This is a genomic window from Pollutimonas sp. M17 (assembly GCF_025836975.1).
Classification (GTDB): domain Bacteria; phylum Pseudomonadota; class Gammaproteobacteria; order Burkholderiales; family Burkholderiaceae_B.
This window is the reverse complement of record NZ_CP107548.1, coordinates 2,901,591-2,915,809: the sequence shown is the minus strand read 5'-3', so window position 1 is coordinate 2,915,809 and position 14,219 is coordinate 2,901,591. Positions and strand designations below refer to the sequence as shown.

Here is a 14,219-nt window from a genome sequence, read left to right as displayed (position 1 = left end):
AGCACTGCGGCATGAGTGCCACGGGAAATCCGCTGCCGTCTAGCTCCAGCCTTGCAGGGCGCTGACGGCCGCAATCAGCGCGAGCCCCGCGGTTTCGGTGCGCAGGACGCGCTTGCCGAAGCTGACGCCGGTCAGCTTGCAGCGCGCCACCAGATCCTGTTCCTCATCCGACCATCCTCCTTCGGGGCCGACCAACAGGGCGAGTTCCGTCTGTTGTGCCTGCAGGGCCTGAGCCAGGCTGCATGGGCTGTCGGGATGGCAGAAGAGGGTGGCTGCGGCGTCGGTCATGTCCCTGGCCAGGTAATGGTCCAGTGAACACGGTTCGGCGATGTCCATGATGCGGTTGCGGCCGCTTTGTTCGCTGGCGGCCTGGGCGATGCGGCGCCAGTGTTCCAGCCGCTTGCGGAGGCGGTCGCCGGTCAGCTGCAATACGCTACGGCGAGCGGCGATGGGAACGACCCGGACGGCGCCCAGTTCAACGGCTTTCTCTATGATCCAGTCCATTTTGTCGCCGGAGGGTATGCCCTGGACCAGGGTGATGCGGCCGTCGAGTTCGGTTTCGACGGGATCGTGTTCGCCCAGGGCGGCGTGGCCGCGCTTTCCGTCGATGATGAGCTTCGCGCTGTATTGGCCGCCCTTGCCATCGAAGAGGACGATGTCTGAATCCGGCTTCAGGCGCAAGACACGTATGGCATGGTGCGCAAGCGCGTCAGGGAGCTCGAGGGTGGTGTTGGCCGCCAGGGGCGTGGGGCAGAAGAATCGGGGGATGGCCATATGGTGAGGGGGCTGTCTGCGGACGACTGTGAGGGCATCATACTTTATGGCGTATTGTCCGATGCGGCTATGGTCAAGGTGGGTGTTGTGCTGACGTCTTTTTTCTGATGATTTGCTTCGCTTTTTTATTACTGAGGTGTTGCGGTTTTTTTGTTTCGCTATTGGGTGTTTTTTGTTGAACGGCTCGGGGGGCTTGGCCTGGGGCTGGCTAGACGAGCAAGGTCCCGGCTGCGCCGTGACTACCCGCACCGGCCCAGGAAACGGGGCGTGCGCGGAACTCGCCCGAATGGACGGCCCCCGGCCGTCCATAAGCCCGGGCTCAAACAGCCGCGCACTTGCATCCCCGTTTCCTGGGCCGGCGCGGCTTGCCCGTGAACCGCCAGCCCCAGGCCAAGCCCCCCGAGCCTTGAAGCAGAAATGAGACGAAATCGCACTCGGGAAGAGGGTTTGGATTTGGCTTCGGCTGGCGTTTTTCTCCGCTATTGAGCCGGCCTGTGTCGGCTCGCGGGGAGTGAGGGCTGTGCCGGGCGGTTTGCGCAGCGCCGCGCGGTCGGACGGCGCGGGGGATGCAAGGCCGCGCTGTCTGAGCGCGACGTTTTCGTACAGCCAGTGGCTGTACGACGCGCGAGTTCGCGGCCGCCCCCGCGCTGTTCGGCTGCGCGGGAAGCCCTGGCAAAGCCAGGGCCGCTGGCGCGTTAGCCCGGCACAGCCCTCACTCCCCGCGAGCCTTTCCTGATCTCAACAAGCCATAAGCCCTACCGCAATCGCGGTAAATAACAGATACACCCCCCGGTGGTAAAATCAGAGGCTTTGTAAACCTTCAATGACGAGGGTCGGCCGCGCCACGCGGACCCAGCCCTCTTGCGAGTCTTCAATGAGCCTTACGCCTGCCCAAGATTCGTCCATGGCCAACGCTATACGCGCCCTGGCCATGGATGCGGTTCAACAAGCCAATTCGGGTCATCCCGGCGCCCCCATGGGAATGGCCGATATTGCCGAGGCATTATGGACGCGCCACCTGCGCCATAACCCCGCCGATCCCACCTGGGCCAACCGCGACCGTTTCGTGCTCTCCAACGGCCACGGCTCCATGCTGATCTATGCCTTGCTGCACCTGACCGGCTACGACCTGCCCATCGAAGAGCTCAAGAACTTCCGGCAACTGCATTCCCGCACACCCGGCCATCCCGAAGTCGGCATTACCTCCGGCATCGAGACCACCACCGGCCCCCTGGGCCAGGGGCTGGCCAACTCCGTCGGCATGGCGCTGGCCGAAGCCCTGCTGGCCCAGGAATTCAATCGCGCCGGCCATGCCATCGTCGACCACTACACCTATGCCTTCGTGGGCGACGGCTGCCTGATGGAAGGCATCTCGCATGAAGCCTGCTCGCTGGCCGGCACGCTGAAGCTGTCCAAGCTTATCGTCTTCTACGACGACAACGGCATCTCCATCGACGGGCGCGTCGAAAACTGGTTCGGCGACAACACCCCGCAGCGTTTTGAAAGCTACGGCTGGAACGTGCTGCGCGATGTCGACGGTCATGATATCGAAGCCGTCGATGCCGCCATCGTCCAGGCCCAGAAGCTGGCCGGCCAAGGCAAAGGCCCCACTCTTATCTGCTGCCGCACCGTCATCGGCAAGGGCGCTCCCCATGCGGCCGGCACCGAGAAGGTGCACGGCGCTCCGCTGGGTGGGGACGAAATCCAGGCCACCCGCCAGGCGCTGAACTGGCCTTACCCCGCCTTCGATATTCCCGCCGAAATCTACGCCTATTGGGACGGCAAGGAAAAAGGACAACAGCAGCAGGGCGAATGGCAAACGCGGTTCGATGCCTACGCCAAGGCCTATCCCGTCGAAGCCGCTGAGTTTCAGCGCCGCATGCTGAGCGAGCTGCCCGGCGACTTCGCCGAGCGCGCACGCGCCTTTGTCGACGCCACCAACCAGAAGGCCGAGACCGTCGCCACCCGCAAGGCCTCGCAGCTGGCCATTACCGCTTTCGTCGAGATGCTGCCCGAGATGCTGGGCGGGTCTGCCGACCTGACCGGCTCCAACCTGACCGACTGGAAGGGCGTCGAGCCCGTGCGCGCCGGCGACCTGCATCTGCGCTTCGGCCGCCACATCAACTACGGCGTGCGCGAATTCGGCATGGCCGCCGTCATGAACGGCGTGGCCCTGCATGGCGGCTACCTGCCCTTCGGCGGTACTTTCCTGACCTTTTCCGACTACTCCCGCAATGCCCTGCGCATGGCGGCGCTGATGAAGCAGCGGGTGGTGCACGTGTTCACGCACGACTCCATCGGCCTGGGCGAGGACGGCCCCACCCACCAGTCGGTCGAGCATGCCGCGAGCCTGCGCCTGATCCCCAACCTGCATGTCTGGCGCCCCTGCGACACCACGGAAACGGCGGCGGCCTGGGCCTACGCCATTCAGCGTCCCGCCAGCGTGGGCATGGACGTGCGCGATGGCGGTCCCAGCGCCTTGCTGCTGTCGCGCCAGAACCTGCCTTTCGTGGCGCGCGACGCGCAGGCCATCGAAGGCATCAGCCGCGGCGGCTACGTGCTGCGCGACGCGCAGGACGCCCGCGCGGTGATCATTGCCACGGGATCCGAAGTGGCCCTGGCCCTGGGTGCGCAGGAACAGCTGGCCGCCAAGGGGATCGCGGTCCGCGTGGTGTCCATGCCTTGCACCAATGTGTTCGATGCGCAAGACGCGCAATGGCGCGAGAGCGTGCTGCCCAAGGGCATGCCGCGCGTCGCCGTCGAGGCGGGCGTTACCGCCGGCTGGTACAAATACGTCGGCCTGGATGGCGCCGTGGTCGGTTTGGACACCTACGGCGAATCCGCGCCGGCCGGTGCATTGTTCAAGTATTTTGGCTTGACGGCCGAGCACGTCGCTGCAGCCGTCGAACAGGTTTTATAAACAGGAGAGCAATAATGACGATACGCGTGGCGATCAACGGCTATGGCCGTATTGGGCGCAATATTTTGCGGGCACACTACGAAGACGGCAAGAAGCACGATATTCAGATCGTGGCCATCAACGACCTGGGCAACCCCAATACTAATGCCCACTTGACGCGCTTTGATACGGCACACGGCAAGTTCCCCGGCAAGGTGACGGTCGACGGCGACTACATGGTCGTCAATGGCGACAAGATCCGCGTCCTGGCCAATCGCGACCCTTCGGCCCTGCCTTGGGGCGAGCTGGGCGTCGACGTCGTGCTGGAATGCACAGGCTTCTTCACCAGCAAGGAAAAGGCCAGCGCGCACCTGAAGGGCGGCGCCAAGAAAGTCATTATCTCGGCTCCCGGCGGCAAAGACGTCGATGCCACCATCGTTTACGGCGTGAACCATGGCGTGCTGAAGTCCAGTGATACGGTGATCTCCAACGCATCGTGCACCACCAACTGCCTGGCTCCGCTGGTCCAGCCTTTGCATGAGAAGCTGGGCATCGTCAATGGCCTGATGACCACCATCCACGCCTACACCAACGACCAGGTCCTGACCGACGTCTATCACGAAGACCTGCGCCGTGCCCGTTCGGCCACGCACAGCATGATCCCCACCAAGACCGGCGCCGCGTCGGCCGTGGGCCTGGTCATGCCCGAACTGAACGGCAAGCTGGACGGCTATGCCATCCGGGTCCCCACCATCAATGTTTCCATCGTTGATCTGTCCTTCGTGGCGGCGCGCGACACCAGCGTCGAAGAAGTCAACGGCATCCTGAAGGCCGCCGCCGAAAGCGGTCCCCTGAAAGGCATCCTGCAGTACAACGAGGAACCGCTGGTGTCAGTGGACTACAACCACGATCCCGCTTCCAGCACGGTCGACGCGGGCCTGACCAAGGTGTCGGGTTCCCTGGTCAAGGTGTCTTCCTGGTACGACAACGAATGGGGCTTCTCCAATCGCATGCTCGATACCACGGTCGCGTTGATGTCGGCCAAGTAAGCCGGTTTTTCCAGGAGCACGGGTTTGTCGCCCAGTCTCCCACGCAAGGGCGGGGCAACCCGCCCTTGCCGTGTCTGTTCCATTCCTTAAGAGCCGCTCATATCATGTCTACCATCAAAACTCTTTCTTCCCTGGCTGCCTCCGGCGGGCTTTCGGGCAAACGCGTATTCATCCGCTCGGATCTGAACGTGCCCTTGAGGGACGGCGAAATCACCGAGGACACCCGCATCCGCGCCTCGGTGCCGGCCATACGCATGGCGCTGGACGCGGGCGCGGCCGTCATGGTCACCTCGCATCTTGGACGCCCCACCGAAGGCACGGTGGCTCCCGCCGATACCCTGGCGCCGGTGGCGCGCAGGCTGTCCGAGCTGCTGGGCATGCCCGTCGAATTGCGTGGCGATTGGGTGGACGGTGTGCAGGTCGGTCCGGGCCAGGTCGTCCTGTTGGAAAACTGCCGCTGCAATGTGGGCGAGAAAAAGAACGATCCCGAACTGTCGCGCAAGATGGCGGCGCTGTGCGACGTCTACGTCAACGATGCTTTCGGCACCGCGCATCGCGCCGAAGCCACCACACAGGGCATGGCGCGCTTTGCCCCGGTGGCCTGCGCGGGCCCTTTGCTGGAAGCCGAACTCGATGCCCTGGGCCGTGCGCTTGAGAATCCCAAGCGCCCCCTGGTGGCCATTGTGGGCGGCTCCAAGGTCTCGACCAAGCTGTCCATCCTGCAGGCGCTGGCCGGCAAGGTCGACCAGCTGGTGGTGGGCGGCGGCATTGCCAACACCTTCATGCTGGCGGCCGGCCTGCCCATAGGCAAGTCGCTGGCGGAGCCCGACCAGGTGGATCAGGCCGGCGCCGTCATCGAGATGATGAAAAAGCGCGGCGCCGCTGTGCCGATTCCGACGGATGTCGTCTGCGCCAAGGAGTTCAGCGCGACCGCGGCCGCGACGGTGAAGGCGGCGGGCGACGTGGCCGGCGACGACCAGATCCTGGATATCGGTCCCGATACCGCGCAGCAGCTGGCCGGCATTCTGAAGCAGGCGGGCACCATAGTCTGGAACGGTCCGGTCGGCGTGTTCGAATTCGACGCCTTCGCCAACGGCACCAAGGTGGTGGCGCAGGCCATTGCCGATTCGGACGGCTTTTCGATTGCGGGCGGCGGCGATACGCTGGCGGCGATTGCCAAATACGGCATCGAGGACAAGGTGGGCTATATCTCCACCGGCGGCGGCGCTTTCCTGGAGTTCCTGGAAGGCCGGACATTGCCCGCCGTGGAGATCCTGCAGCAGCGCGCGCGGGATTAGGCCGGAGCGGTTGGCCGCTTAGCGCGAAGACCTGTAGATTGACAGCGGCTTATCGCGCATCCCCTGCCTCGATCAGGGCCCGATAGCCTTCGATGGCGTCGGGCCAGCGCAGCGCGAAGCCGCTGGCTTTCAGGCGCGCATTGCACAGCCGCTTGCTGCCGGCCGCGATCCTCGGGGTGTCGGTCCTGGGTGGCTGAGGCGCGCTCAGCATGTCGGCCAAGGTGTCATACAACTGTGCCATGGGCATGGGCCTGTCATCGCTGCCCACATAGCACGGCTGTGCTCCGTCCAGCATCAGCAAATGGGCGCAGGCGCGCGCCGCATCCTCAATATGCATACGATTTGTCCAATGGGGCGGATCCTGGATGACGGCGGCCCGGCCCTGGCGCAGCCTGTCCAGCAATTGCGTGCGGCCCGGCCCATATAGCCCCGACAGACGCAGTGTCACGGCCTTGCGGCCCAGGCTCCGCCGCAGGTGATTCTCGGCTTCCAGCACTATTTCGCCGTTATACCCTTGCGGCCGGGCCGGCGTATCCTCATCGACCCAGTCTTCGCTGGCGCCATACACCGCGGACGACGAAACGAACACGAAACGCCGCAGGGCCTCATGGTTCAGCGCCGCCAGCAGGTTGGCGGCGCCGTCCAGGAACACGGAGCGGTAGGCTTGCGGGCTGCGCTCGCCCGGCGCCACGGCGTAAAGCACATGGCTGATGCCGCCCGGCAGGGCGGCCAGCGTGGCGGCCTGGCTCAGATCGGCGGCCAGCCAGCGCAGGCCGGCCGTATCGTCGGCGGGCGGGTGCCGGCGCAAGGCCCAGACATCGTGGCCTTGGGCAAGCAGGATATCTCCAGTGCGGCGGCACAGGTCCCCGCCGCCGGCCAGCAGTATGCGGCGTTTCTCAGTATTCATCTTCGTGTGCAATCAAATAAGGCCTTCATCGTAGAATAACAATTCGGAAAGCCGGCAGCAGGGACGCCAATATCGAAAGCGCGCGATACGAGCGCCACGGCCGCATGCAAGCCAATCACTACGGGACAGATGCCATGATGCACAAGAATTTCATTGCCAATCAATGGGTAAGCGCGCTGGCGGGACAGACCGTGCCGGTTATCGATCCATCCAACGGGCTGCTTTATGCGGAGATCGCCCGGTCGGGTGAAGCCGACATCGACGTGGCCGTTCGGGCCGCCCGTGCGGCCTTCGAGGGCGCATGGGGCAGGATGGCGCCCGCCGAACGCAGCAGGCTGCTCTTGCGTGTCAGCCGCGCCTTGCAGGACAACCACGAGGAGCTGGCCCGGATCGAGTCGAAGGACACGGGCAAGCCGATGCGCCAGGCCCGCTCCGACGCCGCCGCCGTCGCGCGGTATTTCGAGTTCTACGCCGGCGCGGTCGACAAGCTGCATGGCTCGACCATTCCCTATCCCCGTGACTACACGGTGCTGACCCTGCGCGAGCCGCACGGGGTGACTGGCCATATCGTTCCCTGGAATTACCCCTTGCAGATTTTTGGGCGCAGTGTGGGGGCGGCGCTGGCGGCCGGCAACGCCTGCGTGGTCAAGCCGGCCGAGGATGCCTGCCTGTCGCTGCTGAAGGTGGCCGAGATTGCCATGGAGGCCGGCCTGCCCGCCGGGGCGCTGAACATCTGCACCGGCCTGGGCATCGAGGCGGGCGCCGCCTTGTCGGCGCACCCGGGCATCGACCATATTTCATTCACCGGTTCGCCGCAGACCGGCCAGCAGGTAGCCTTGGCGGCGGCGGGGCACTTTGCGCCCGTTACGCTGGAACTGGGAGGCAAGTCGCCGCAGATTCTGTTTTCCGACGCCGACATCGAAGCCGCCTTGCCGGTGCTGTTGAACGCCATCATCCAGAACGCCGGGCAGACCTGCTCGGCGGGCAGCCGACTGCTGGTGCAGCGCGCCATCTATGCCGATGTGATCGGGCGGCTGTCCGAGCTGTTCAGGGGCACGCGCACGGGGCCCGCCGGCGACGATCCGGATTGCGGGCCCTTGATCAATGCAAAGCAGCAGGCGCGCGTGAAGCGGTTTCTGTCGGAGGCTGAAGAGTCCGGCGTCTCGCTCGTCGCGCAAGGGATGCTCGATCCCAATGCGCCCCAGGGCGGCTTCTATCAAACTCCTGTGCTGCTGGGCGACGTCCCGCCGGCGCACCGCCTGGCGCAGGAGGAAATCTTCGGCCCCGTGCTCGCCGCCATTCCCTTCGAGACCGAGGCCGATGCCTTGCGCATTGCCAACGGAACGCCTTTCGGCCTGGTGGCCGGCATCTGGACGCAGGATGGCGCAAGGCAGCTGCGCATGGCGCGGGCCGTCCGCTCGGGACAGGTATTCATCAACAACTATGGCGCGGGCGGCGGCGTCGAGCTGCCTTTCGGCGGCACGGGGCAGTCGGGCTACGGCCGCGAGAAGGGCTTCGAAGCCTTGTATGGCTTCACCACCGTCAAGACGATTGCCATCAAGCATTAACCCTCAACCGGAAGCGCCATGTCTTTGCCTCAAGCCCCTCTCGTCCGCCAGCACCCCGATCAATTGCTCGTGGGCCTGGTATCCATTTCCGATCGCGCCGCCAGCGGAACATACGAAGACCAGGGCATACCCGCCCTGCAATCGTGGCTGGATGGCGCGTTGACGCGGGCGCCTCAGGTCGCCGCGCGCCTGGTTCCCGACGAGCCGGAACAGATTTCCGCCACCCTGGTGCATCTCGTCGATGTGCTGGGCTGTGACCTGGTGCTGACCACCGGCGGCACGGGCCCGGCCCGGCGCGACCTGACCCCCGAAGCCACTCTGGCCGTCGCCACCAGGGAAATGCCCGGTTTCGGCGAGCAGATGCGCCAGATCAGCCTGAAGTTCGTGCCCACCGCGATCTTGTCGCGCCAGGTGGCCGTCATACGGGAGACGGCGGATCACGCCGCGCTGATCATCAACTTGCCGGGCCAGCCCAAGGCCATCAAGGAAACGCTGGAAGGCCTGAAAGGCCCCGACGGACAAGTGCTGACGGCGGGAATCTTCGCGGCGGTGCCGTATTGCATCGACCTGATCGGCGGGCCGTATATTGAAACCCGCGAGGACATCGTCAAGGCCTTCCGGCCCAAATCCGCCATTCGGCCGACAGCGCGTACAAATTAAGAAGGGATCTGTATCCTATCGATACCAGCGGCGGCTGGCCGGCCTGTACATTCGGGTAAAATGAGCGGAACCCTTATTAATTGATTTCAGGAGTCTTTTCATGGCCCTTGTTTCCATGCGCCAGCTGCTCGACCACGCAGCCGAGAATGGCTATGGCATACCCGCGTTCAACGTCAACAACCTTGAGCAAGTTCAAGCGATCATGGAAGCCGCCGCTGAGACCGATAGCCCGGTGATCATGCAGGCATCCGCCGGCGCCCGCAAATACGCCGGCGAAGGCTTCCTGAAATACCTGATCCAGGCCGCGGTCGAAAGCTATCCCAACATTCCCGTCGTCATGCACCAGGATCACGGCCAGTCGCCCGCCGTCTGCCAGGGCGCCATCGACCTGGGTTTTTCCAGCGTCATGATGGACGGCTCGCTGCAGGCCGACGGCAAGACCATCGCCGAGTATGAATACAACCTTGACGTCACCCGCCAGGTAGTCGAAATGGCACACAAGCTGGGCGTGACCGTCGAAGGCGAGCTCGGCTGTCTGGGTTCGCTTGAAACCATGAAGGGCGACAAGGAAGACGGCCACGGCGCCGAAGGCACCATGACCATGGAGCAGTTACTCACCGATCCCGAGCAGGCCGCCGACTTCGTCCGCCACACCCAGCTGGACGCACTGGCCATCGCCATCGGCACCAGCCACGGCGCCTACAAGTTCACCCGCAAGCCCACCGGCGACATCCTCTCCATTTCCCGCATCAAGGAAATCCACCGCCGCCTGCCCAATACCCATCTGGTCATGCACGGCAGTTCCAGCGTGCCGCAAGAATTGCTGGCCGAGATCCGCGAGTTCGGCGGCGACATGAAGGAAACCTACGGCGTGCCGGTCGAGGAAATCCAGGAAGCCATCAAGTTCGGCGTCCGCAAGGTCAATATCGACACCGACATCCGCCTGGCCATGACGGGCGCCATTCGCCGTTTCATGGCCGAGAACCCCGGCAAGTTCGATCCGCGCGAATACCTGAAGCCCGCCCGCGAAGCCGCCAAGAAAATCTGCAAGCAGCGCTACGAGCAGTTCGGCACCGCCGGCAATGCCAGCAAGATCAAGCCGGTGTCTCTGGCCGAGATGGCCAAGCGCTACGCCGGCGGCGAATTGGCGCAAGTCGTTCAATAAATGCGCTGCTTCCGGGCCTAGCCTTCATCCCGTCCGGCATGGCGCCGACGGGATTTTTTGCTGCCGGCCCGCTTCAAGGCGCAAGCGCCCCATCGAGGGCATCGGTTCTTTTTTCAAGGATACATCGTGGTTCAGGCTCTACATCAATCAAGCATCAAATCGCTGCCTTTGATCGCTCGCGGAAAAGTGCGCGACATGTACGCGGTGGGCGATGACAAGCTGCTGATCGTGGCGTCCGACCGGATTTCCGCCTTCGATGTCATTCTTGACGATCCCATCCCCGGCAAGGGGCAGGTGCTGACCGAGCTCACCGAATTCTGGCTGAAGAAGCTGGCCCACATCCTTCCCAATCACTCCACCGGCATCGATCCGGCGGACGTGGTCGGCGCCGATGAACGCGATCAGGTCGCCGGCCGGGCCGTGGTGGTCAAGCGCCTGAAACCCATATTGGTGGAAGCCGTGGCGCGCGGCTACCTGATCGGTTCGGGCTGGAAAGACTACCAGGCCACGGGCGGCATTTGCGGCGTTGCCCTGCCGCCAGGCCTGCAGCAGGCCAGCCGTCTGCCCGAGCCCATTTTCACGCCGGCGGCCAAGGCGGAATTCGGTTCGCACGACGAGAACGTGGATTTCGATTACGTGGTGGGCCAGATCGGCCAGGACCTGGCCGAGAAAATCCGCGCCGTCACCCTGAAGCTGTATTCCGAAGCGGCGCAGTTCGCGGCGGGCAAGGGCATCATCATCGCCGACACCAAGTTCGAGTTCGGGCTTGACGAGCAGGGCCAGCTGCACTTGATGGACGAAGTCCTGACACCCGATTCCTCGCGCTTCTGGCCGGCCTCGGGCTATGCGGTCGGCATCAGCCCGCCGTCCTTCGACAAGCAGTTCGTGCGCGACTGGCTGGAAACCCAGGTTTGGGATAAAACGCCGCCCGCCCCCAAGCTGCCGGCCGAGGTCCTTGAGAAAACGGCGGCCAAGTACCGCGAGGCGGCCGACCGCCTGATGGCATGAGCGCCGCGCGCATTGCGCGGCAGCCCGTACAATAAAGAGTCCATTGGGGACTCTTTGCATTTATATGGCTGAATTTCACATGACCGATCCGAAACAGGGCAACGACGGCGCGGCGCCGGTGGTGGGCATCATCATGGGCTCGTCCAGCGACTGGGACGTCATGAAGCATGCGGCCGCCATGCTGGAGGAATTCGGCATCGCCCACGAGATGCGCGTCGTATCGGCGCATCGCATGCCGCTCGACATGGTGGACTACGGCGCACAGGCGGCCGGCCGCGGCCTGCGCGCGATCATTGCGGGCGCCGGCGGCGCGGCGCACCTGCCGGGCATGATGGCGGCGCTGACTCCGGTGCCGGTGTTCGGCGTGCCGGTGCCGTCCAAATACCTGCGTGGCGAAGACTCCCTGCTGTCCATCGTGCAGATGCCCAAAGGGGTGCCGGTGGCCACCTTCGCCATCGGCGAAGCGGGCGCGGCCAATGCGGCCCTGCATGCCGTGGCCTGCCTGGCCACGACCGACCCGGCCCTGCAGCAGAGGTTGATGGCGTTTCGCGCGCGGCAGACCGAGGCGGCCAGGGCCATGGTCGTTCCTCCTCACGTAACCATGTAGCGGCCCGCACAGTTCGATTTCCGCTATCCTCTTTTCGCCTTTTGACGACAGGTTCCCACCCATGAACGACGCTTCCGATTCCTTTGCCGCCATCCTGCCGGGAGACTGGCTGGGCATGATAGGAGGAGGGCAGCTGGGGCGCATGTTCTGCCATGCGGCGCAAAGCCTGGGCTACAAAGTGGCGGTGCTGGACCCGGACGAGCACAGCCCCGCCGGCGCGGTGGCCGAGCTGCACATCCGGGCCGGCTATGAAGACAGCGCGGGACTGGAGCAACTGTCCGCCCGCTGCAAGGCCGTCACCACCGAGTTCGAGAACGTGCCTGCACAAAGCCTGCGCACCCTCGCCCTGCGCTCGGCCGTACGCCCTTCGGGCGATGCGGTGGCCGTGGTCCAGGACCGCATACGGGAAAAGGCCTTCATCGAGGGCGCGGGCGTGCCCGTTGCTCCTTATGCGCCCATACACGGGGCGGAGGACATCGCCGCGGCGCCGGATGAGCTGTTCCCGGGCATACTCAAAGTCGCCCGCCTGGGTTACGACGGCAAGGGACAGGCGCGCGTCAAGAGCCGCGAGGAAGCACAGGCGGCATTCGCGCAGTTCAAGCAAGCCGAATGCGTGCTGGAAGCCATGCTGCCTTTGGCCGGCGAATTGTCGGTGGTCATGGCGCGCGGGGCCGACGGACGGACTGTGCTGTACCCCTCGGCGCAGAACGAGCACCGCGAGGGCATTCTGGCGATCTCGACGGTCGATGCCTCGCTGCTGGCTCCGGAACTTGCGGCCATGGCGGCCGAGGCGGCGCAGCGCATCGCCCAGGCGCTGGACTACGTGGGCGTCATGTGCGTGGAATTCTTCGTGCTGAACGACGGCAGCCTGGTGGCCAACGAAATCGCGCCGCGCCCCCACAACAGCGGGCACTACACCATGAACGCCTGCGTCACCAGTCAGTTCGAGCAGCAGGTCCGGGCCATGGCGGGCTTGCCTTTGGGCGATACCCGCTGCCTGTCCCCGGTCGTCATGCTGAACATCCTGGGCGATGTCTGGTTCGACCCGACCAGCGGCGAAAAGCGCGAACCGGATTGGGCCCGGGTGCTTGCGGTGCCCGGCGCCAAACTGCATCTGTACGGCAAGGCGGAAGCGCGGCGGGGGCGCAAGATGGGGCATGTGAATGTGCTGGGCCAGACGCTGGAGCAGGCCCGCGAGGCCGCGGCGCAGGTGGCGCACATACTGGGCATAGAATTCCAGGCATGAGCACGCCAGCCATGCCGGTGCCGTCCGATACGACCCTGCTCCTGGCCGAGGCCGCGCAGCGCCTCGCGGCCGGAGGTCTGGTGGCCTTTCCCACCGAGACTGTCTATGGCCTGGGCGCCGACGCCGAGAACCCCGAGGCCATCGCCCGCATCTATCGGGCCAAGGGCCGGCCTTCGAATCACCCGGTCATCGTCCACGTGGCGCCCGAAGCCGATATCGGCTACTGGGCGGCGTCGATACCCGCTCAGGGGCGCGCCCTGATCCAGGCATTCTGGCCCGGACCGCTGACGCTCATTCTTCCACGGGCCGCCCATATCCCCGCCGCCGTCAGCGGCGGGCAGGACAGCGTGGGGCTGCGCTGTCCGTCGCATCCGGTGGCGCAGGCGCTGCTAAGGGAATTCGCGCGTTTGAAGGCCAACGGACAAGGCGGCGTCGCGGCGCCGTCGGCCAACAAGTTCGGTCAGGTATCGCCCACCCATGCCGCCCATGTGCATTCGGAATTTCCCGATCTGGGGCCGGCCGATCTGATGGTGCTGGAAGGCGGGCCCGCGCAGGTGGGCATCGAATCCACCATCGTCGATGTGTCGCGCACCGGTCAGGGTATCGGTCCGGTGCTGCTGCGTCCCGGCCATATATCGGCCGCGCAGATCGCCGAGGTGCTGGGCGTGGAGCCGGCCCGGCCGGATGCGGCGGCGCCGCAGGTCTCGGGCTCGCTCAAGGCGCACTACGCGCCTCGCACGCCCTTGCTGCTGCAAGCGCTGGACCGCCTGCTGGAAGCCGCGGCCGAACCCGTCTCGGGACGCACGGCGGCCGTGGTGTTTCCGGGCCATGCGGGACCCGCTATGGAGCAGGTGGACTGGCTGGAGTGCCCGGACGATCCCGCTGCGTATGCCCGCGAACTCTATTCCCTGCTGCGCCGCCTGGACCAGCAGGGCTATGCCCGCATCCTGATGGAACGGCCGCCACGCGGCATTGCCTGGCAGGCGGTGAATGACCGCATAGGCCGCGCGGCCGCGGCCTTCGAGCCGTCGTAACGCG

12 protein-coding genes are annotated in these 14,219 nt (G+C 65.1%); 10 read left to right on the top strand and 2 right to left on the bottom strand.

Translation table 11 applies throughout. The annotated features are described in order from the left end of the window. Positions 1 to 39 precede the first annotated feature (39 nt). Positions 40 to 774 carry a 16S rRNA (uracil(1498)-N(3))-methyltransferase gene (locus OEG81_RS13735; protein WP_264129840.1) on the bottom strand — a complete coding sequence of 245 codons (735 nt, stop codon included), beginning with the start codon at positions 772 to 774 and terminating at the stop codon, positions 40 to 42. A 904-nt stretch (positions 775 to 1,678) separates the two neighbouring features. Between OEG81_RS13735 and tkt the strand changes: the two genes are divergently transcribed. The 3 genes from tkt to OEG81_RS13720 all read left to right on the top strand — a co-directional run bounded on the left by tkt (position 1,679) and on the right by OEG81_RS13720 (position 6,020). After that, positions 1,679 to 3,694 (top strand): transketolase, encoded by a 2,016-nt coding sequence (gene tkt / locus OEG81_RS13730; RefSeq protein ID WP_412034070.1) that lies wholly within the window; start codon positions 1,679 to 1,681, stop codon positions 3,692 to 3,694. A gap of 14 nt (positions 3,695 to 3,708) precedes the next feature. After that, positions 3,709 to 4,722, top strand: coding sequence for a type I glyceraldehyde-3-phosphate dehydrogenase (gene gap / locus OEG81_RS13725; protein WP_264129838.1), 1,014 nt, complete (start codon positions 3,709 to 3,711; stop codon positions 4,720 to 4,722). A 104-nt stretch (positions 4,723 to 4,826) separates the two neighbouring features. Further along, complete coding sequence (locus tag OEG81_RS13720; RefSeq protein ID WP_264129837.1) at positions 4,827 to 6,020, top strand: phosphoglycerate kinase; 1,194 nt, start codon at positions 4,827 to 4,829, stop codon at positions 6,018 to 6,020. A gap of 49 nt (positions 6,021 to 6,069) precedes the next feature. Here the strand turns inward: OEG81_RS13720 and OEG81_RS13715 are convergent, their stop codons facing one another. Beyond that, complete coding sequence (locus OEG81_RS13715) at positions 6,070 to 6,927, bottom strand: NAD-dependent epimerase/dehydratase family protein (protein ID WP_264129836.1); 858 nt, start codon at positions 6,925 to 6,927, stop codon at positions 6,070 to 6,072. A 137-nt stretch (positions 6,928 to 7,064) separates the two neighbouring features. Here OEG81_RS13715 and OEG81_RS13710 point away from each other — a divergent pair, with 137 nt between their 5' ends. From OEG81_RS13710 to OEG81_RS13680, 7 genes are all read left to right on the top strand, one after another. Then, on the top strand, positions 7,065 to 8,495 hold the full coding sequence (locus tag OEG81_RS13710; RefSeq protein WP_264132603.1) for an aldehyde dehydrogenase family protein: 1,431 nt from the start codon (positions 7,065 to 7,067) through the stop codon (positions 8,493 to 8,495). An 18-nt stretch (positions 8,496 to 8,513) separates the two neighbouring features. Further along, complete coding sequence (gene mog, locus OEG81_RS13705; protein ID WP_264129835.1) at positions 8,514 to 9,155, top strand: molybdopterin adenylyltransferase; 642 nt, start codon at positions 8,514 to 8,516, stop codon at positions 9,153 to 9,155. A gap of 100 nt (positions 9,156 to 9,255) precedes the next feature. Further along, complete coding sequence (fba, locus tag OEG81_RS13700; protein WP_264129834.1) at positions 9,256 to 10,320, top strand: class II fructose-bisphosphate aldolase; 1,065 nt, start codon at positions 9,256 to 9,258, stop codon at positions 10,318 to 10,320. A 126-nt stretch (positions 10,321 to 10,446) separates the two neighbouring features. Beyond that, positions 10,447 to 11,328, top strand: a complete 882-nt coding sequence (locus OEG81_RS13695; protein ID WP_264129833.1) for a phosphoribosylaminoimidazolesuccinocarboxamide synthase — start codon at positions 10,447 to 10,449, stop codon at positions 11,326 to 11,328. A gap of 79 nt (positions 11,329 to 11,407) precedes the next feature. Next, a complete protein-coding gene (gene purE / locus OEG81_RS13690) occupies positions 11,408 to 11,935 on the top strand; it encodes a 5-(carboxyamino)imidazole ribonucleotide mutase (protein WP_264129832.1) in 528 nt (175 codons plus the stop codon). 61 nt (positions 11,936 to 11,996) lie between these two features. After that, positions 11,997 to 13,181, top strand: coding sequence for a 5-(carboxyamino)imidazole ribonucleotide synthase (locus OEG81_RS13685; protein ID WP_264129831.1), 1,185 nt, complete (start codon positions 11,997 to 11,999; stop codon positions 13,179 to 13,181). Next, on the top strand, positions 13,178 to 14,215 hold the full coding sequence (locus OEG81_RS13680) for an L-threonylcarbamoyladenylate synthase (protein ID WP_264129830.1): 1,038 nt from the start codon (positions 13,178 to 13,180) through the stop codon (positions 14,213 to 14,215). Before OEG81_RS13685 ends, OEG81_RS13680 begins: the two co-directional genes overlap by 4 nt. Positions 14,216 to 14,219: the final 4 nt, after the last annotated feature.